17 protein-coding genes are annotated in these 17,439 nt (G+C 70.8%); 8 read left to right on the forward strand and 9 right to left on the reverse strand.

The window, feature by feature from the left end:
* Positions 1 to 131 precede the first annotated feature (131 nt).
* Positions 132 to 1,334: a hypothetical protein gene (locus ACZ7BZ_RS09770; protein ID WP_470357896.1), complete on the reverse strand. Its 1,203-nt coding sequence runs from the start codon at positions 1,332 to 1,334 to the stop codon at positions 132 to 134.
* 137 nt (positions 1,335 to 1,471) lie between these two features.
* Here ACZ7BZ_RS09770 and ACZ7BZ_RS09775 point away from each other — a divergent pair, with 137 nt between their 5' ends.
* Positions 1,472 to 1,930, forward strand: coding sequence for a VOC family protein (locus tag ACZ7BZ_RS09775; RefSeq protein WP_470357897.1), 459 nt, complete (start codon positions 1,472 to 1,474; stop codon positions 1,928 to 1,930).
* A gap of 50 nt (positions 1,931 to 1,980) precedes the next feature.
* Here the strand turns inward: ACZ7BZ_RS09775 and ACZ7BZ_RS09780 are convergent, their stop codons facing one another.
* Positions 1,981 to 3,591 carry a hypothetical protein gene (locus ACZ7BZ_RS09780; protein WP_470357898.1) on the reverse strand — a complete coding sequence of 537 codons (1,611 nt, stop codon included), beginning with the start codon at positions 3,589 to 3,591 and terminating at the stop codon, positions 1,981 to 1,983.
* Between the two features lie 326 nt (positions 3,592 to 3,917).
* On the opposite strand from ACZ7BZ_RS09780, the gene ACZ7BZ_RS09785 reads away from it, so the two are divergent.
* The 7 genes from ACZ7BZ_RS09785 to ACZ7BZ_RS09815 all read left to right on the forward strand — a co-directional run bounded on the left by ACZ7BZ_RS09785 (position 3,918) and on the right by ACZ7BZ_RS09815 (position 10,122).
* Positions 3,918 to 5,252 (forward strand): MFS transporter, encoded by a 1,335-nt coding sequence (locus tag ACZ7BZ_RS09785; RefSeq protein WP_470357899.1) that lies wholly within the window; start codon positions 3,918 to 3,920, stop codon positions 5,250 to 5,252.
* Between the two features lie 339 nt (positions 5,253 to 5,591).
* Positions 5,592 to 6,797 (forward strand): helix-turn-helix domain-containing protein, encoded by a 1,206-nt coding sequence (locus ACZ7BZ_RS09790; protein WP_470357900.1) that lies wholly within the window; start codon positions 5,592 to 5,594, stop codon positions 6,795 to 6,797.
* 276 nt (positions 6,798 to 7,073) lie between these two features.
* Complete coding sequence (amcB, locus tag ACZ7BZ_RS09795) at positions 7,074 to 8,219, forward strand: cyclophane-forming radical SAM peptide maturase AmcB (protein WP_470357901.1); 1,146 nt, start codon at positions 7,074 to 7,076, stop codon at positions 8,217 to 8,219.
* Entirely contained in the window at positions 8,216 to 8,407 is a 192-nt protein-coding gene (gene amcA, locus ACZ7BZ_RS09800) for a multiple cyclophane-containing RiPP AmcA (RefSeq protein ID WP_470357902.1), read from the forward strand. Before amcB ends, amcA begins: the two co-directional genes overlap by 4 nt.
* 71 nt (positions 8,408 to 8,478) lie before the next feature.
* Positions 8,479 to 9,165: a pentapeptide repeat-containing protein gene (locus tag ACZ7BZ_RS09805; RefSeq protein ID WP_470357903.1), complete on the forward strand. Its 687-nt coding sequence runs from the start codon at positions 8,479 to 8,481 to the stop codon at positions 9,163 to 9,165.
* A 23-nt stretch (positions 9,166 to 9,188) separates the two neighbouring features.
* Positions 9,189 to 9,905: a cupredoxin domain-containing protein gene (locus ACZ7BZ_RS09810; RefSeq protein WP_470357904.1), complete on the forward strand. Its 717-nt coding sequence runs from the start codon at positions 9,189 to 9,191 to the stop codon at positions 9,903 to 9,905.
* Between the two features lie 31 nt (positions 9,906 to 9,936).
* Positions 9,937 to 10,122 (forward strand): hypothetical protein, encoded by a 186-nt coding sequence (locus ACZ7BZ_RS09815; RefSeq protein WP_470357905.1) that lies wholly within the window; start codon positions 9,937 to 9,939, stop codon positions 10,120 to 10,122.
* 1,341 nt (positions 10,123 to 11,463) lie between these two features.
* Here ACZ7BZ_RS09815 and ACZ7BZ_RS09820 read toward each other — a convergent pair.
* Genes ACZ7BZ_RS09820 through sufB form a run of 7 tightly spaced genes read right to left on the reverse strand, consistent with a single transcriptional unit; the run spans position 11,464 to position 17,430 of the window.
* Positions 11,464 to 11,877: a metal-sulfur cluster assembly factor gene (locus ACZ7BZ_RS09820; protein WP_470357906.1), complete on the reverse strand. Its 414-nt coding sequence runs from the start codon at positions 11,875 to 11,877 to the stop codon at positions 11,464 to 11,466.
* Between the two features lie 21 nt (positions 11,878 to 11,898).
* Positions 11,899 to 12,351: a Fe-S cluster assembly sulfur transfer protein SufU gene (sufU, locus tag ACZ7BZ_RS09825; protein WP_188303625.1), complete on the reverse strand. Its 453-nt coding sequence runs from the start codon at positions 12,349 to 12,351 to the stop codon at positions 11,899 to 11,901.
* Between the two features lie 20 nt (positions 12,352 to 12,371).
* Positions 12,372 to 13,631, reverse strand: a complete 1,260-nt coding sequence (locus ACZ7BZ_RS09830; protein WP_470357907.1) for a cysteine desulfurase — start codon at positions 13,629 to 13,631, stop codon at positions 12,372 to 12,374.
* Positions 13,628 to 14,392, reverse strand: a complete 765-nt coding sequence (gene sufC / locus ACZ7BZ_RS09835; RefSeq protein ID WP_188303623.1) for a Fe-S cluster assembly ATPase SufC — start codon at positions 14,390 to 14,392, stop codon at positions 13,628 to 13,630. Before sufC ends, ACZ7BZ_RS09830 begins: the two co-directional genes overlap by 4 nt.
* 6 nt (positions 14,393 to 14,398) lie before the next feature.
* Positions 14,399 to 14,716: a bifunctional 3-phenylpropionate/cinnamic acid dioxygenase ferredoxin subunit gene (locus tag ACZ7BZ_RS09840; RefSeq protein WP_380462301.1), complete on the reverse strand. Its 318-nt coding sequence runs from the start codon at positions 14,714 to 14,716 to the stop codon at positions 14,399 to 14,401.
* 5 nt (positions 14,717 to 14,721) lie between these two features.
* Complete coding sequence (gene sufD / locus ACZ7BZ_RS09845; RefSeq protein ID WP_380462300.1) at positions 14,722 to 15,954, reverse strand: Fe-S cluster assembly protein SufD; 1,233 nt, start codon at positions 15,952 to 15,954, stop codon at positions 14,722 to 14,724.
* Between the two features lie 60 nt (positions 15,955 to 16,014).
* Positions 16,015 to 17,430: a Fe-S cluster assembly protein SufB gene (gene sufB, locus ACZ7BZ_RS09850; RefSeq protein ID WP_380462299.1), complete on the reverse strand. Its 1,416-nt coding sequence runs from the start codon at positions 17,428 to 17,430 to the stop codon at positions 16,015 to 16,017.
* Positions 17,431 to 17,439: the final 9 nt, after the last annotated feature.

Here is a 17,439-nt window from a genome sequence, read left to right on the forward strand (position 1 = left end):
TCGAGGCGGGTCGTCGACGCCCAGCAGAGACTCCGCCGCAGGGGTGAACCCGACATGACGACCACCTCACCACGAGGCGACCATTTGCCAACCGATGACTCGCCCATGACCCTCGCTTTACCCGGAGTCGGTCAGCCGCCCCCGGTCAGCCGCCCGGCCCGCCACTGCTCCCAGGCCGACAGCCACAGCTGCTCCACCAGCCGGTGCTCCTCCCAGCCACCGGCCCCGACCGCCCCCGGCCGCTCCCGCCACAGCTGCTCCCAGGCCCGCTGCGCCGGCAGGCTCGCCACCTCACTGGCGAACACCGTGTACCGGACGACCTCCTCGACCGCCGCTTCCCCCTCCGCCGTGCCGACCAGCCAATGCGTCTGCTGGGACAACCGGTTGAGGTGGTTGACCATCGACGTCACCGCCGCCGCGGCCTCCTCCCGGCTCTCCGTGGCGAGCCGCATCTGCTGGCGCACCGCCGCCTCCCAGCGCACCGCGCAGACGTCCCCGCGCAGCCCGCGCGGCAGCCTCGGCGTCCGCCCCACCCGCACCTGCGCCTCGATCGCGGCGGCCTCCGCGATGCTCTGGGCGATCAGCTCCCGGTGTGCCTCCAGTCCGGTGGCGGGCGGCAGTTCGCGCTCCTCGACCGGCACGTAGCGGGAGCGCCGGGAGGCCAGGTCACGCAGCAGCTCGGTGCGTCCGTGCAGGTAGCGCTCGAAGTCCCCGATCCCGCCCAGCTCCACCCCGCCGGGGGGCAGCCCGCGCCCGCACACCGTGACGGCCTGGTCGCCCACCCGCAGCCGCCCGGCCCACACCGGCCCGGCCGCCCCGACCCCGTCCGCGCCGGCCGCGTCCGCCCCCACGACGGCCACCGGCCAGTCCTCGTGCACCTCCACCGCGCACGGCTCGCCGTCCACCGTGATCCACTCGCGCAGCGCCCGCACCCGGCCCGGCCCGTCGCCCTCGTCGACGCCCAACTGCTCGTAGACCCGGTCCCGTTCGTCCTCGACCACGTCCTCCAGCTCGGGCAGCACCTCGCAGCTGTCGGCCCCCGGCCGGTAGGTGCGCACCGTCACGTACGGCCCGACCGCGGTGCGCCAGTCACCGCACTGCACCTCGACCCAGCGCAGCTCGCCGCCACAGGTCTCGAAGGCCGCCAGCGCCTCGCCCCGCCCCTCCGGGCCGGCCACGCCGTACACCGGGAAGTCCACCGCGGCGAGGGTCCGACGGGAGAACTCCTCCTGGTCGGCGAAACGGTCCTGCCCGGACGGCCGCTCCGGCCCCGACCGCTCGGCGTCCCACTCCTGGGGCCCTCCGCCGCTCTCCCGCACCATCCTCTGCCGCACCCCCGAGTCCTCGCGCCCGCACCGCTGACGCCACCTTACGTGCCCGGAGCTGCCGGGTCATCAGCTCGACTGCCGTACGGGAGCGGTGGCCGTGTCAGTCGGCCAGGTTGTCAGCCGCCCTCCCTACGCTGGGCCGCATGACCGCACAGAACAACACGGAGCAGGCCGCCTTCCCCGCCCGGATCAGCATCGTCACCCTCGGCGTCACCGACCTCGAACGCAGTGCCCGCTTCTACCAGGACCTCGGCTGGAAGCGCTCCGCCGCCTCCAGCCCGGAGATCGTCTGGTTCCGCACCGCCGACTCGGTGCTGGGCCTCTTCCCCACCGAGGAGCTGGCCGCCGACGCGGGCGTGCCCGCCACCGGGGAGCCCTCCTTCCGCGGCGTCACCCTCGCCGTGAACCTGGAGTCCCCCGCCCTGGTGGACGCCGCCCTGCGCGCGGCCGTCGAGGCGGGCGCCGTGGTGGTCAAACCGCCGGTCCCGACCAGCTGGGGCGGCTACTCCGGCTACTTCGAGGACCCGGACGGGCACCTGTGGGAGCTGGCCCACAACCCGTTCTTCCCCTTCACCGAGGACGGCTCGCTGGACCTCCCGTAGCGCGGTGTCCTGCGGATCCCGGCCGGATCCGCCGGACACCGCCGGGCGGCTCAGCCCTTGGACCGCGCCTTGAAGGCCGCCTTGCGCGCCTCCTTGGCCAGCGCCCGGTCCGTGTGCAGCTCCCCGATCGCCTCCAGGACGTCCGCCGTGTACGGGTGGTCGACCCGCCACAGCTCACCGAACCAGGACGCCGGATCGCCCTTCACCGGCAGGTCGGTGATCAGCTCGCGCAGCAGCGCCGCGTCGCCGCCGCTGTCCAGCAGCTGGGCGGCGAAGGTGTCGACCACCGTCCACAGCGCCATCGCCCGGTCCGGCACCGGTACGTCCGACCGGCCCAGCGCCGACAGCCAGGCCCGCGCCGAACCGCCCAGCTCCGGGTCGTCCAGCACCTCCCGGACGGCCGGCTCGGCACCGGCCCCCAGCAGGTTCAGCGCCGAGACGCACAGCATCCGGCGCAGCGGCCCGTACGCGTCGTCGCCGCGCGCCGCCGCGAGCAGCTCCCGCGCCGCCTGCTCCGGCTCCCGGTCGGCCACCCAGACCCGCAGCTCCTCCTCCGGCAGCACGTTGGCCGATTCGCACACCCCGCGCAGCAGCTCGGCGGCGTCCCCCTGGGCCAGCTCACCGACCAGCGGCGCGTCGTAGCCGTCCTCCAGCAGCCACTGCCGGATGCCGTACTGGCCGAGCGGGGTGAGCCGGACCAGCCCGAAGCGGGCCGACTCCTCGTCGTCCAGCGGCGCCTCCCCGACGACGGCGGGCTCCTCGCCCTCCTCCTCGTCGAACAGCTCCGGGTCGATCGGCCGGTACTCCAGCAGGCCCAGTTCGGCGAGGTCGCCCAGCATCGGGTCCAGGGCGACCATCACGTCGGTGATGTCGCCGAGCAGCTCCTCGCTCGGCTCCTCGCCCTCCGGCACCACCAGCAGCGCGGCCAGCACGCCCAGCGGCACGGTCTCGTTGCCCGGCTCGGCGAAGGCGGTGGTCTCGTACAGCACCTGGAGCGCCTCGTCGAGCAGCTCGGCGGCGGCGTCCCGGGCCTCCTCGACCTCGCTCAGGGCATCCTCGTCCTCCTCGGACCGCCCCTCGCCCTCCTCCTCGTCCTCCGGCAGCGAGTCGGCCTCCACCGCCAGCTCCCGGACGATCCCGGCGGCGGTCAGCCACAGCTCCAGGACGGTCTCCGGGTCCCCCTCCTCGGCGGGCTCCAGGTCCGGGCCGGGCACCGCGACGTGCTCACCGTCCTTGGTCGTGCCCAGCTCCACCAGGTCCAGGTCGCAGGCCAGCGACCAGGCCCGCAGCGCCTCGACCTCGGCCTCCTCCGGCACCTCGCCCTCGGCCGGGGCCAGCCCCAGCAGCCGGGCGACCGGCGCCCGGTCCTCCTGGACCAGGTCACCGAACTCGTCCACCACCCGGTGCGGGGCCGCCCAGCGGGCCAGCGCCAGCGCGTAGCCGAACATCGGCACCGCCTTCGCCTGCTCGGCCAGCTCTCGCTCGGCGGGCAGCTTCACCGGCGGTACCAGCACCGCCGCGTCGTCCAGGTCCTCGTCGTCCAGACCGTGCGCGGCGAACGCCCCGTAAAGGTCCTGGAGCTCCAGGTCCGCGGGCAGGACCGCCTCGGCCGCACCCTCTCCCGCCGAAGCCCCGGCGTTCTTCCGACGTCGTCCGGCCATCGTCGTGTGCTCTCCCTCAGCCAGCGGTCCGCTCGAACAGCTCCGCGTGTCGATCTACCACCTCAGCGTATAGGCCGGGCACCCCCGATGCCCGGCCTCAAGGGGCGCACACAGGGGCGCGCGCCGCTTCCGCGCGCCCACCCCTTATCCTTCGCATTGGTACCGCGCACAACCCCGCGCGGGCCACGGGCAACGAAGCCCCTTCTCTCAGCTCACCCGCTCCACCAGGGAGCCCCGCACCGCGGCCACCACCACAGCGCCTCCGGAGGGGCGTGCCGGCACACCCCGCCGACCCCGGTGGCGCCCGGCCACAGGAGATCCCTGCCATGGCGGACCTCTCCCCCGCCGGCTCCGCGCTGCGCGCCGCGCAGCTCGACGGACGCCGACTGTCGGAGGCCCTGCTCCCCCTGGAGCTCGCTCCCCGCGCCCAGCTCCAGCTCGCCGCGATCAGCCGCTGGAACGCGCTGCGCGGCATCCGCGTCGGCCTGGTCGCCGGCGCCCTGCTGCTGATGCTGATCGGTGCCAACCTGGCGACGCCGATCTACCCGATGATCCAGCAGCGCCTGGGCCTCGGCCCGCTCGACACCACGATCCTCTTCACGATCTACGTCTTCGCGCTGGTCCCGGTCCTGGCCGTGGTCGGCCACTGGTCCGACCACCTCGGCCGACGCGCCCTGATCCTGCCCGCCGTGGCGCTGGCCGCCGCCGGGGACGTCGTGTTCGCCACCTCCACCAGCTTCTGGCAGCTGGCCGCGGGCCGGGCGATCCAGGGCATGGCCGTCGGCCTCTCCACCGGCGCCGCCGGAGCCGCCCTCGGTGACCTCCTTCCCGACCACCCGACCCTGGCCGCCAAGCTCACCCTGGCCTGCTCCGCGGGTGGCGTCGCACTCGGCCCGGTCGTCGGCGCCCTGCTGGCCGGCGGCTCCGACCCGCTGCTGACGCCCTTCCTGCTGCACGCCGTGGCCCTGCTGGCACTCTGCCTGCCCCTCGCCCTGGTCCACCCCCGGATGCCCGGCCGCAACCGGCCGCCGGCCTCCCCGCCGCGCATCACCACCCCCGCCCACCTGCGCCCCCAGCGCCTGCGGCTGCCGCGCACCGGGCGCCGCGAGTTCCTGCTCGCCGCCTCCGCCGGGTTCATCTCCTACGCGGTCTTCGGCGTCTACCTCAGCCTGGCCCCGGCCTTCTCCGCCAAGCTGCTGCACACCCCCTCCCACCTGACCGGCGCCGTGGTCGCGGCCCTGCTGCTCGGCTCCTCCGCGATCGCCCAGCTGCTCGTCCCGCCGACCGCCGACCGTACGGTCATCGCCCTCGGCATGACCGGCCTGGCCACCGGCCTCGCCCTGGTCGTCGCCGCCGGCTACACCGGCACCCCCGCCCTGCTGTTCATCGGCAGCGTCCTCGGCGGAGCCTGCCAGGGCGTCGCCTTCCGCTCCCTGTTCACGACGGCGGTCGCCGCGATGAACCCGGAACGCCGTGGCTCCGAACTCAGCGCCCTCTGGGTCATCGTCTACCTCGGCAGCTCCCTCCCCATCGTCATCGTCGGCGCCCTGGTCAAGACCTACGGCCTCCTCCCCGCCATCAGCGGCTTCGCCACCGTCGCCGCCGCCCTCTGCGCCGCCCTGGCCCTCGCCGTCGCCCGCAAGCCCAGGCGCACGGCCTGACCCCATCCACGCGCGCACCGCTGCCCGGGACCTCCTCATCGGAAGTCCCGGGCAGCGGCGTTTCCGCAACCGGGGAGACCGCAGGGTGGTCATCGAGTTCGCCGCGCGCATACGGCGATTCCGGCGAGGCCCGTTACCCGGACGCGACGACATACGACATACGACATGCCCCGACCCTGGCGGCCCGCTGGTAGTAACACCGCCGCCGCACGGATGTTCTCCCCGAAGGGAGGAATCGCTGCAGAAAGGTCGACGGAAGAACCACGGAACCGAAGCCCACCCGCCCGCCCACGGGAGCGGGTACCTTCCGAGTACGGCCGTGCCCGGAAGGGGAACAGCGTGACTCAGTGGACCGACTACACCACAGGCGAGCGCATCAAGCTTCTACGCGGACCGGACATGACGCAGGAGCAGCTTGCCGAAGCGTCCGGCCTTTCCGTGGCGACGATCCGCAAGGCGGAACGCAACCTGGGCGGCAGCCTCCAGACGCTGCTGCGAATCTCGGCCGCACTGCACACGGACGTGTCGGTCATCCTGGGCCAACAGGCCCCCCGCCGCGCGATGCACGGCGTCGACCGGGCCATGATGCGCGAGCTGTCCCGGGCCGTCCACGACACCGCCGCGGGCATCGGCGTCGATGTGCAGCCCCCGTCCCCGGCCGAACTCGCGGCCGGACTCGCCGCCGCCTGGGAGGCCTATCGCTCCGGCGACTACGTGGGCGCAGGAGTCCGCGTCGCCCCTGTGCTGCGCGAAGCCGCCGCCGCGTTGCGGGACGCCCCCGTCGACCAGGGGAGTACGGCCGCAGGCATCCTCGCGGATGCCTACCGGCTCGCCGCCTACGTGGCGAACCAGTTCGGCGCCCGTGATCTCGCGTACGCCGGAATCGGGCATGCGCAACAACAGGCCGACCGCGCCGGGGACAGCGTCCGCTCGGCCATGGTCGCATCCGGCCGGTCGTGGATCTACGTGCGGGATGCCCGACTCGACCAGGCGGAGGAGACTGCGCGTACGTCGTACGAGTCGATCGAGCCCAGGTACGGGGATCGGGATCTCGGAATGCTCGCCACCTACGGATGGCACGTGACCTTCGCAGCCGTCGTCGCTGCCCGTCAGGGGGATGTGGATGGCGCCGACGATCTACTGTCGCAGGGGCTTGCAGTAGCCGCCCGGATGGGCAGGGACGTCATGGTGAACGGCACGGCGTTCGGGCCGGCAACGGTCACCGCGCAGGCGATCGGAATCTCCGTCTCCACCGGTCGGCCGGGCAAGGCGCTCAGCCTGTTCCAGTCGATCGGCGACACGAACTCGCTCACGCCGTCCGCGCGCAACCGGATGCTGCTGGACGTGGCGCTCGCACAAGCCGAGACCCGGCAGTCTGACACGGCCCTCGACACGCTGCTTGAGGTGTGCTCGGCCGCGCCCGGTTGGGCTCGGCATCAGGGATTGCCCGGGGTGATCGCGCAGAAGGCGAGCGCGGGTAGCGCCACCACGGCCAAGTTGCGCAAGCTCTCATCGTTCCTCGGAACATCCGTGATCATCAGCTGAGTGATACGCGCCGTATCACTCGGCACCGGTACGACTTCGGGAAGTGACACATCCCATCCGTTCACGGACAGTAAGAAATCGGCAACAGTGGGCGCATGCTGACGCTCCATCAACAGCGCCCGACGCCCACAAGCGTTCCGGTCGCCCCATACGTCACAGCGACGAACCCGATCATCAGCCGCACCCGGGGGCTTCGGTGACGACGGCACTCGCGCATCATCTTCCGCGTCCGGAAACGGCCCTGCGCTGCCCAGTCTCCGCCCTTGGAGGAGCAGCATGATGCACTCCACTGCCCGATATCGACACCGCATCGCCCGTCGGCCGAGGACGGTCGTTGTCCAGGCTGACTCCTTCTGCAACCTGGACTGCGCCTACTGCTGCCTGCCCGACCGCAAACGGCGGACACCGATGCCGGTCGCGGTCGCCGAGGCAGTGGCCCGCTCCGTCGCCGAGTTCGCCGATACCGCGTCACCGGAGCCGGTCGAGGTGGTCTGGCACGCGGGCGAACCGCTGGCCGCCGGCCGCACGCGGCTCGCGGAACTGCTGGCCCCGTTCGAGCCGTTGCGGCAGGCCCGGTTGGTCGAGCACTCGGTGCAGACCAACGCCGTACTGATCTCCCCGGCCTGGTGTGACTTCCTCACCGTGTACGGGTTCCGCGTCGGGGTGAGCATCGACGGCCCTTCCGCCCTCAACCGTCAGCGCGTTGACCGGGCCGGGCGGTCGGCCTTCGACCGGATCATGAAGGGCATCGGGTGCCTGCGCGAGTACGACGTGCGATTCTCGGCAATCGCCGTCGTCAGCGCGGAGAGCATCGGCAACCCCGAGGGTCTGCTCGACTTCATGGCCGACCTCGGCTGCCACACAGTGGGTCTGAACATGGAGGAACGGGAAGGCGTCAACACCGACCGGGCGATTCCCACCGCCGAGCAGGCCCGAGCGTTCTGGCGCAGCACCATCGCCTGGTCACGCCGCAACCGCGACCTGACCATCCGCGAGATCGACCGACTCGGCGGCTACCTGCGGGACGTCCGCGCCGGACACCGGGCTGCCTGGGATGGCGTGTTGATCGACCCGATCCCGACCATCGCCTCCAACGGCGACGTCGTCCTGCTTTCGCCTGAACTCGCGGGGATCACCGACCCGGCCTACGAGGACTTCCGGGCCGGGAACGTCCTGGAACAGAGCATCGGCTCGATGCTGGACCGCGCCCACCACCTGCGCTACGTGCGCGAGTTCCTGGCCGGACTGGACGCGTGCGAGGCCACCTGCGACGTCTTCGACTTCTGCCGAGGGGCCCAGGCCGGCAATCGCTACTTCGAGAACGGCCGCCTGGACACCACCGAGACGAACTACTGCCGTGTGTCCCGACAGGCCCTGGTCACCGCCCTGTCCGATACGGTCCACGAGGAGAAAGCCGCATGACCCTGCTCGAACTGCTGGCTGCCAGCAACACCGCCGCCGTCGCCGACCTCACCGGCCTCGCCAGCCTCACCGTGACCGACCCCGCCGCCGGGCCGTTCGACAACCGGCCCACCTGGGACAACAACGGGCCGAAGTTCGACAACCGGCCCACCTGGGACAACTGGTCGAACAAGGACAAGGGCAAGTAGCGCCCCGAACCACCCCGGGACCGCACCGGCGGTGCGACCCCGGCCCGATCCCCGAGAGAACAGAGCCCCTCATGGACAGCATCACCTTCGGGCGTGTCACCGTGACCCTGCCTCACCTGGACGAGCCCGGCCTGTACCTGTCCAACGTCACCACCCTCGAATCCGCCCGGGGCATCGTCCAGGACTTCCAGTACGGTGAGGCAGACCTGCGGGACCTGGAACTCGCCGAGACCCGCCTCGTCACCGGCCGCGTCTCCAACCTGCGGACCGACCGCACGCAGTTCGACCAAGTCCGCCTGGACTCCGTCGAGTTCGATACCTGCACCCTCGCCACCGCCCGCATCACCGACAGCAAGCTCTCCCGGGTCGTCTTCCGTAACTGCAAGATCATGGGTGCCGGCCTCATCGGCGTGACCCTGGACAACGTCCTCTTCGACAACTGCAAGCTCGACTACGCGACCTTCGAGCAGATCCGCGCCACCGGCGCGGTCGTCTTCTCCAAGTGCGCGCTCACGGAGGCATCGTTCGCTGGCTGCGACCTCGGTGGCGCACGCCTCGACGCCTGCAATATGCGGCTGACCGAGTTCGGCCGGGGCAAGTACCAGGGCCTTGACCTGCGGGGCAACGACCTCACCACACTGCGTGGAGTCGCCAACCTCGGCAAGGTCCTCATCGACCGTACCCAGCAGGCCGAACTCGCCGAAGCCCTGGTCGCCGAACTGGACGTGACCTTCGCCGACACCCTCGACGACCGGTAGATCCCAGCCTGGGAGGAATCCGTGTGACTCTCGCCATCGCCCACACCGATCCCGCCGCCCTCATCGCCAGGTGTGACAGCACCGGCGTCCGCACCGCTCGCGGCGAGCCCGACTACGAGGACGGGGCTGTCCTCCCGGCCGGCCCCTGGCGGCCCCTCACCGCCGTGCCGGCGGCAGAACTCCGCCCGACGGAGCGGAGCGCCGACAGCGCGCTGGTGGAACTGGTGAAGCTGCCCGACGGCCCGCCGCCGACCGCCCTTGCCGCTCTCGCCGACCAGCTCGGCGACCCCGACGGCGTCCACCTCGGCCAAGCCAGGAGCCCGGCCGGGGCCCTCACCACCACCCCGAATCACCAGGACGGCCGCCGCATCGGCCTGCACGTCGACAATTGGGACAGGCTCCCCTATCAGGCCAAGCACACCGGTCGCCGACGTCTCTGCTTCAACCTCGGTCCCGGGACCCGCTACCTCCTGCTCGGCGACCTCGACATCCGCGCCATCTGCCGCAACCTCCACACCGAACCCGAGAACCGCTATCCGCACACCGACGACCTGCGGGCCTACGCCGCCCTCGGGCTACCCCTGCGTGTCTTCCGACTACGGATCGACCCCGGCGAGGGCTACGTCGCCCCCACCGAACTGCTGCCCCACGACGGCTCCACCGAGGACCAGCCCCAACCGTCCACCGCCGCGTTCTGGCTCGGCCACTGGCCACGCGGCGTCCTGGCCTCGCCGATCTGACAAACCATCCCCATTCACGTAGGAGACCTCCATGGCTGCTGCGCCGCCACAAAGCCCCCGCCCGGTCACGCCTCGGCTGCCGACCAGCCCGACCTTCGACCAGGAGCTGTGCGCGCTCGTGATCGACACCGCACCCCGGTTGTTCGCCGTCGTCGAGGTTTGGGGCGAGGGCCTCCCGGACGTCGACGGGTGGATCGCGGCTTGGGGGGGTCGCTGACCACAGCGGGCAAGCGCACGTGATCAGCATCGACGGGCAGGCGCGAATGACCCTCGCATCTCCCAACCGGGCCTTGCGGCATTTCGCCGGGCGACCGGGGGTCACCGCACGGCTGGTCTGGCTCGCACAGCCGAGTGCGGCAGCAGTGGATCGGACCGAGGCCGCCTGACCTCGGCCTGCTGGCGCGAGCGGGACGCAACGAACGCGGCTGGTGCGGGTCTTGGGCGGCGGCGGCCCAACCTGATGAGCCCACACAGGCCAAGCACAGAATGTCGCAAACGTCTCACGCAGCGTCAAGTGCCGTGGTGAGTTCCGTGATCCAACCAAAAACAGGTGACCCCGGCAGCGCGCCAACGCTCCGGGGTCCGGCACCAGGAGCCAACACTCCCCACGCGCGTCCATCGTAGCGCCCACGTGCGCGACTTCACCGTGCTGCCCAACGCCGTGCTCCAGTACCGGCGGTTGAGCTACACCGTCCGAGGACTCCTCGCCGACCTGCTCTCGCGCCCCGACGGCTGGCGCGAGGACGGACGGCACATGGCCGACAGCAGTCCGCAGGGCCGGGGCGCGATCCGCAAGGCGTTGAAGGAGCTGACCGAGGCCGGGTACTACCGGGTCGAGAAGATCCGGATGACCGACGGCACGATCATCACCGAAACCCACGTCTACGACACCCCACACCTCACGGCGCCACCGGGGACCACCCGTCCGGCGCCCGGTGAGGCGGCAACCGGCCGTGCTGGCAGCCCTGTTGTAAAGAACCGGCACCAAGAACCCCCCCCCCCCCCCCCGGGGCCCGGCGGACGGAAGCGACCAGGGAGGCGAGGAGGAACCACCCGAGCTCCGCGAAGCGGTGGCCACGCTGTTCCGGGTGATCCGCCCCGAGTCCCGACTGCGCCTGGGCGAGGCCGAAGCCGCCGCACTCGCACCCCTCGTCGCACAGTGGCTGCAACGCGGTGCGGCCCACGCCGACCTCACCCAAGCCCTGCTGCCGGGCCTGCCCACCCCGATGCACTCGGCACCCGCCGTGCTCCGCTACCGCCTGGAGTGGCCCGCAAGGGCGCGGACGTGGCCGCCGCAGGCGCCGCCCGAGTTCGAACTGCTTTGCGCTCCGCAGCGACAGGCCGTCGGCCTGCACACATCGCGGCCTGAGACACTCTTTCCGGCCAGCACCGCGCGGCGAGCCCCAGGGCGGGCACCCGCCGGCAGGCGGGTGGGGCGTGGACGGTGGGGAACGGCAGTGGACCTGTCCACCGAAGCAGCTCACGCGCGGGTGAAACGCCACTGCCGCGCGAACCCCCGAAGGGTTCGCGCGGCAGCGGGTGGACGACGGAGCGGGCGTCAGACGTTGAAGCCCAGGGCCCGCAGCTGGTCTCGGCCGTCGTCGGTGATCTTGTCCGGGCCCCACGGCGGCATCCAGACCCAGTTGATCCGCAGGTCCTGGACCAGGCCGTCGGTGGCGGTCTTGGCCTGGTCCTCGATGACGTCGGTCAGCGGGCAGGCCGCCGAGGTGAGCGTCATGTCGATGGTGGCCACGTCGGACTCGTCGATGTGGATGCCGTAGATCAGGCCCAGGTTGACGACGTCGATGCCCAGTTCGGGGTCGACGACGTCCATCAGGGCCTCGGTCAGGTCCTCGACGGAGACGGTGCCGGCGGTGGTGCCGACGATGAGGCCGGTCGGCTGCTCCCCGGCGGCGGTGTCCGAAGCGGTAGCCGCGACGGTCTCCGCAGCGGAGGGGGTTTCGTCAGTCATGGTCATTCCTCCTCTGCAGGATCAGTCGTTCACGGCGGGGTGCTGGGCGAGCGCCTGGGCGGTGGCGTCCTTCCAGGCCATCCAGCTGAGCAGGGCGCACTTGACCCGGGCCGGGTACTTGGAGACGCCGGCGAACGCGACCGCGTCCTCCAGCACCTCCTCGTCGCCCTCGCCCTGGCCCTTGCTCTGCATCAGCTCCAGGAAGGCCTCCTGGACGGCCTGCGCCTCGCCGACGGTCTTGCCGACCACCAGGTCGTTCAGCACCGAGGCGCTGGCCTGGCTGATCGAGCAGCCCTGGGACTCGTACGAGACGTCGGTGACCGTCGCGCCGTCGAGCTTCACCCGCAGGGTGATCTCGTCGCCGCACGTCGGGTTGACGTGGTGCACCTCGGCGTCGCCGTCCCGCAGCCCCTTGCCGTGCGGGTTGCGGTAGTGGTCCAGGATGATGTCCTGGTACATCGAGTCGAGCTTCATGGTCGTCCTGCCCTGTCCCGTCAGCCGAAGAAGTTCCGGACGTGGTGCAGGCCGTCGATCAGCGCGTCGACCTCGCCCGGCGTCGAGTACAGGTAGAACGACGCCCGTGTGGTCGCCGGAATTCCGTACCGCAGGCAGACCGGCCGCGCGCAGTGGTGTCCGACGCGCACGGCGATGCCCTGCTCGTCCAGCACCTGGCCCACGTCGTGCGGGTGGATGTCGCCGAGGGTGAAGGAGATCGCGGCACCGCGGTCGACGGCCGTGCGCGGGCCGATGATCCGCAGGTCGGGGACCTCCAGCAGGCGCTCCACCGCGTACTCGGTGATCGCGTGCTCGTGGGCGGCGATCTTGTCCATGCCGATCGCCGACAGGTAGTCGATGGCCGCGCCGAGCCCGACCGCCTGGGCGATCGGCGGGGTGCCGGCCTCGAACTTGTGCGGAGCCGGGGCGTAGGTGGACGAGCCCATGGTGACGGTCTCGATCATCTCGCCGCCGCCGAGGAACGGCGGGAGGTCCTCCAGCAGCTCCTGGCGGCCCCAGAGCACGCCGATGCCGGTCGGGGCCAGCATCTTGTGGCCGGTGAAGGCGACGAAGTCGGCCTCCAGCGCCTGCACGTCCAGCACCATGTGCGGCGCGGCCTGCGAGGCGTCGATGACGACCAGCGCGCCGACCGACTGGGCCTTGCGGACGATCGCCTCGACCGGGTTGACCGTGCCCAGCAGGTTGGAGACCAGGGTGAAGGAGACCACCTTGGTCTTCTCGGTGATCAGCTCGTCGATGTCCGACAGGTCGAGCCGGCCCTCGTCGGTCAGCCCGAACCACTTGAGCTTCGCGCCGGTGCGCTGCGAGAGCAGCTGCCACGGGACGATGTTGGAGTGGTGCTCCATCTCCGTGATCACGATCTCGGAGTCGGCGTCGACCTTGTACGGCTCGTCGGCCCAACCGAGCATGTTGGCAACGAGGTTGAGCGACTCGGAGGCGTTCTTGGTGAAGATCACCTCGTTCCGGCTCGGCGCGTTGACGAAGGCCGCGACCTTGTCGCGGGCGCCCTCGTACAGCGCCGTGGCCTCCTCGGCGAGCACGTGCACGCCGCGGTGGACGTTGGCGTTGTGCCGCTCGTAGTAGCCGTTCAGCGCTTCGAGCACCTGGCGCGGCTTCTGCGAGGTGGCCGCGTTGTCCAGGTAGACCAGCGGCTTGTCCTCGTGCAGCAGCCGCTGCAGGACCGGGAAGTCCTTGCGGATCGCGTCGGTGTCGAGCAGGCCGCTAAAGGTATGGGTCACTCGGACGCGCCACCCTTCACATATGCCTCGTAGCCCTCGTTCTCCAGCTTGTCGGCCAGCTCGGCGCCGCCGGACTCGACGATGCGGCCGCCCGCGAAGACGTGGACGTAGTCGGGCTTGATGTACCGCAGGATGCGGGTGTAGTGGGTCACCAGCAGGGTGCCGACCTCACCGGTGGAGCGGACCCGGTTGATGCCCTCGGAGACGATCCGCAGCGCGTCGACGTCCAGGCCGGAGTCGGTCTCGTCGAGGATCGCGATCTTCGGCTTGAGAAGCTCCAGCTGGAGGATCTCGTGGCGCTTCTTCTCACCGCCGGAGAAGCCCTCGTTGACGTTGCGCTCGGCGAACGCCGGGTCCATCTGCAGGGCGGCCATCGCCTCCTTGACCTCCTTGACCCACAGCCGCAGCTTGGGGGCCTCGCCGCGGACGGCGGTGGCGGCGGTGCGCAGGAAGTTGGAGACCGAGACGCCGGGGACCTCGACCGGGTACTGCATGGCCAGGAAGACACCGGCCTTGGCGCGCTCGTCGACGGACATCTCCAGGACGTCCTCGCCGTCCAGCAGCACGGTGCCGCCGGTGACGGTGTACTTGGGGTGGCCGGCCAGCGAGTAGGCCAGGGTGGACTTGCCGGAGCCGTTCGGACCCATGATGGCGTGGGTCTCGCCCTGCTTCACGGTCAGGTCGACGCCCTTCAGGATCTCGCGCGGGCCGTTCTCGGCCTCGACGGAGACGTGCAGGTCGCGGATTTCAAGGGTTGCCATGTGTACTCAGGACTCCTGGTTGACGGAGACGAGCACATCGTCCCCTTCGATCTTTACGGGGTAGACAGCGACCGGCTTGGTGGCGGGCAGGCCGGAGGGCTTGCCGGTGCGCAGGTCGAAGCTGGAACCGTGCAGCCAGCACTCGATCATGCAGTCCTCGACCTCGCCCTCGGAGAGCGAGACGTTCGCGTGCGAGCAGGTGTCGTTGATCGCGAACACCCCCTCGTCGGTGCGGACGATCGAGACCGGCACGCCGTTGAGGTCCACGCGCTTGGGGACGTCCTCCTGGAGGTCGGCCAGCGCGCAGGCACGGAGGAAGCTCATCGGGATCAGACCGCCGCTTCCAGCTCGGCGTCGATCTTCTCCATGAGCTGCTCCTGGACCTCGGCCACGCCGATCTGCTGGAGCAGCTCGGCGAAGAAGCCGCGGACCACCAGGCGGCGCGCCTCGTCGGCGGGGATGCCGCGGGCCATCAGGTAGAACAGCTGCTCGTCGTCGAAGCGGCCGGTCGCCGAGGCGTGGCCGGCGCCGACGATCTCGCCGGTCTCGATCTCCAGGTTCGGGATCGAGTCGACCCGGGCGCCGTCGGTGAGCACCAGGTTCCGGTTGAGCTCGTAGGTGTCGGTGCCCAGCGCGGCGGCGCGGATCAGCACGTCGCCGACCCAGACCGCGTGGGCGTCCTGGCCCTGCAGCGCGCCCTTGTACGCCACGTTCGACCGGCAGTGCGGCGTGTCGTGGTCGATGACCAGGCGGTGCTCCAGGTGCTGGCCGGCGTCGGCGAAGTACAGGCCGAACAGCTCGGCCTCGCCGCCGGGGCCCGCGTAGTTGACCCGCGGGTGCAGGCGGACCAGGTCGCCGCCGAAGGTGACGACCACGGACTTGAACGAGGCGTCCCGGCCGACCAGCGCGCTGTGCTGGGCGGTGTGGACGGCGTCCCGCTCCCAGTCCTGGACGGAGACGAAGGTGAGCTTGGCACCGTCACCGACCAGCAGCTCGACGTTGGCGGCCCGGGTGCCGGTACCGGTGTGGTTGATCACCACGACGGCCTCGGCGAACGGCTTGACGTCGATCACCACGTGGGCGAAGCGGGTGCCGCCCTCGCCGTGCACGTCGATCTTCACCGGCTCGGTCAGCACCGCGTCCTTGGGGACGGTGACCACGAGCGCCTGCTCGAAGGCGCTGAAGGCCTGCGCGGCGACCCGGTCGACCGGCTTGCCGGCCTTGCCCAGGCGGGCGTCGTCGCGTCCGACGGTCTCGGCGGTGACGCCGTCCGGCAGGCCCAGCTCGACCTTGTCCTCGCCCTTCGCGGCGCCGACGGCCGAGCCGTCGTGCAGGCCGCCGAGGCGGTGCATCGGAGTGAAGCGCCAGTCCTCCTCGCGGCCGGTGGGCACCGGGAAGTCGTTCACGTCGAAGGACGGCTTGACCGCGACGCGGGCGTCGATCGGCTGCTGGACGGTGGTACGGCCGGTGCCGGGGCCGGCGAGCTGCGCGCCGGCGCCGGCGGTGCCGACCTCGATCGAACCGGCGGTGGTGGAGCCGGTGGTGTTCTGAACGTCAGCCATGGCTGTTCGTTGTGCTCTCTTCCTCAGGAATTCCGGATGGACGGCGGTGACGGCCGGTCGTCAGCCGACGGAGCCCTCCATCTGCAGCTCGATCAGCCGGTTCAGCTCCAGCGCGTACTCCATCGGCAGCTCGCGCGCGATCGGCTCGACGAAGCCGCGGACGATCATCGCCATCGCCTCGAACTCGGTCATGCCCCGGCTCATCAGGTAGAAGAGCTGGTCCTCGCTGACCTTGGAGACCGTCGCCTCGTGGCCCATGGACACGTCGTCCTCGCGGACGTCCACGTACGGGTAGGTGTCCGAGCGGGAGATGGTGTCGACCAGCAGGGCGTCGCAGAGCACGTTGGACTTGGCGCCCTTGGAGCCCTCGCCGATCTCGATCAGACCGCGGTAGGAGGTGCGGCCGCCGCCTCGCGCCACCGACTTGGAGACGATGTTGGAGGAGGTGTTCGGCGCCATGTGGACCATCTTGGCGCCGGCGTCCTGGTGCTGGCCCTCGCCCGCGAAGGCGATCGACAGGGTCTCGCCCTTGGCGTGCTCGCCCATCAGGTAGACGGCCGGGTACTTCATGGTGACCTTGGAGCCGATGTTGCCGTCGACCCACTCCATGGTCGCGCCCTCGTACGCCACGGCGCGCTTGGTGACCAGGTTGTAGACGTTGTTCGACCAGTTCTGGATGGTCGTGTAGCGGCAGCGGCCGCCCTTCTTGACGATGATCTCCACGACCGCCGAGTGCAGCGAGTCGGAGGAGTAGATCGGCGCGGTGCAGCCCTCGACGTAGTGGACGTAGGCGTCCTCGTCGACGATGATCAGCGTCCGCTCGAACTGACCCATGTTCTCGGTGTTGATCCGGAAGTAGGCCTGGAGCGGGATGTCGACGTGCACGCCCTTCGGCACGTAGATGAACGAGCCGCCGGACCACACCGCGGTGTTCAGCGCGGCGAACTTGTTGTCGCCGGCCGGGATGACGGTGCCGAAGTACTCCTTGAAGATCTCCGGGTGCTCGCGCAGCGCGGTGTCGGTGTCCAGGAAGATGACGCCCTGCTCCTCCAGGTCCTCGCGGATCTGGTGGTAGACGACCTCGGACTCGTACTGGGCGGCGACACCGGCGACCAGGCGCTGCTTCTCCGCCTCCGGGATGCCCAGCTTGTCGTAGGTGGCCTTGATGTCCGCGGGCAGGTCCTCCCAGGACTCGGCCTGCTTCTCGGTGGAGCGGACGAAGTACTTGATGTTGTCGAAGTCGATGCCGGTGAGGTCGGAGCCCCAGGTCGGCATGGGCTTCTTGCCGAACAGCTTCAGGCCCTTGAGCCGCAGGTTCAGCATCCACTCGGACTCGTTCTTCTTCGCCGAGATGTCGCGGACGACCTCCTCGCTGAGCCCGCGCTTGGCCGCGGCACCGGCGGTGTCCGGGTCGGCCCAGCCGTACTCGTAATTGCCCAGGCCTTCGAGCTCGGGGTGCGAAACGGTGTCAGTCATGCGAGCTTC

This window comes from Kitasatospora sp. NPDC036934, from assembly GCF_055608425.1.

Excerpts from the sequence above, each read along its gene's own strand:
- sufC (WP_188303623.1), bottom strand. The coding sequence starts at position 14,392 with ATGGCAACCCTTGAAATCCGCGACCTGCACGTCTCCGTCGAGGCCGAG.
- sufU (WP_188303625.1), bottom strand. The coding sequence starts at position 12,351 with ATGAAGCTCGACTCGATGTACCAGGACATCATCCTGGACCACTACCGC.
- ACZ7BZ_RS09840 (WP_380462301.1), bottom strand. The coding sequence starts at position 14,716 with ATGAGCTTCCTCCGTGCCTGCGCGCTGGCCGACCTCCAGGAGGACGTC.
- ACZ7BZ_RS09815 (WP_470357905.1), top strand. The coding sequence starts at position 9,937 with ATGGCTGCTGCGCCGCCACAAAGCCCCCGCCCGGTCACGCCTCGGCTG.
- amcA (WP_470357902.1), top strand. The coding sequence starts at position 8,216 with ATGACCCTGCTCGAACTGCTGGCTGCCAGCAACACCGCCGCCGTCGCC.
- ACZ7BZ_RS09775 (WP_470357897.1), top strand. The coding sequence starts at position 1,472 with ATGACCGCACAGAACAACACGGAGCAGGCCGCCTTCCCCGCCCGGATC.
- ACZ7BZ_RS09820 (WP_470357906.1), bottom strand. The coding sequence starts at position 11,877 with ATGACTGACGAAACCCCCTCCGCTGCGGAGACCGTCGCGGCTACCGCT.
- amcB (WP_470357901.1), top strand. The coding sequence starts at position 7,074 with ATGATGCACTCCACTGCCCGATATCGACACCGCATCGCCCGTCGGCCG.
- ACZ7BZ_RS09780 (WP_470357898.1), bottom strand. The coding sequence starts at position 3,591 with ATGGCCGGACGACGTCGGAAGAACGCCGGGGCTTCGGCGGGAGAGGGT.
- ACZ7BZ_RS09805 (WP_470357903.1), top strand. The coding sequence starts at position 8,479 with ATGGACAGCATCACCTTCGGGCGTGTCACCGTGACCCTGCCTCACCTG.
- ACZ7BZ_RS09785 (WP_470357899.1), top strand. The coding sequence starts at position 3,918 with ATGGCGGACCTCTCCCCCGCCGGCTCCGCGCTGCGCGCCGCGCAGCTC.
- sufB (WP_380462299.1), bottom strand. The coding sequence starts at position 17,430 with ATGACTGACACCGTTTCGCACCCCGAGCTCGAAGGCCTGGGCAATTAC.
- sufD (WP_380462300.1), bottom strand. The coding sequence starts at position 15,954 with ATGGCTGACGTTCAGAACACCACCGGCTCCACCACCGCCGGTTCGATC.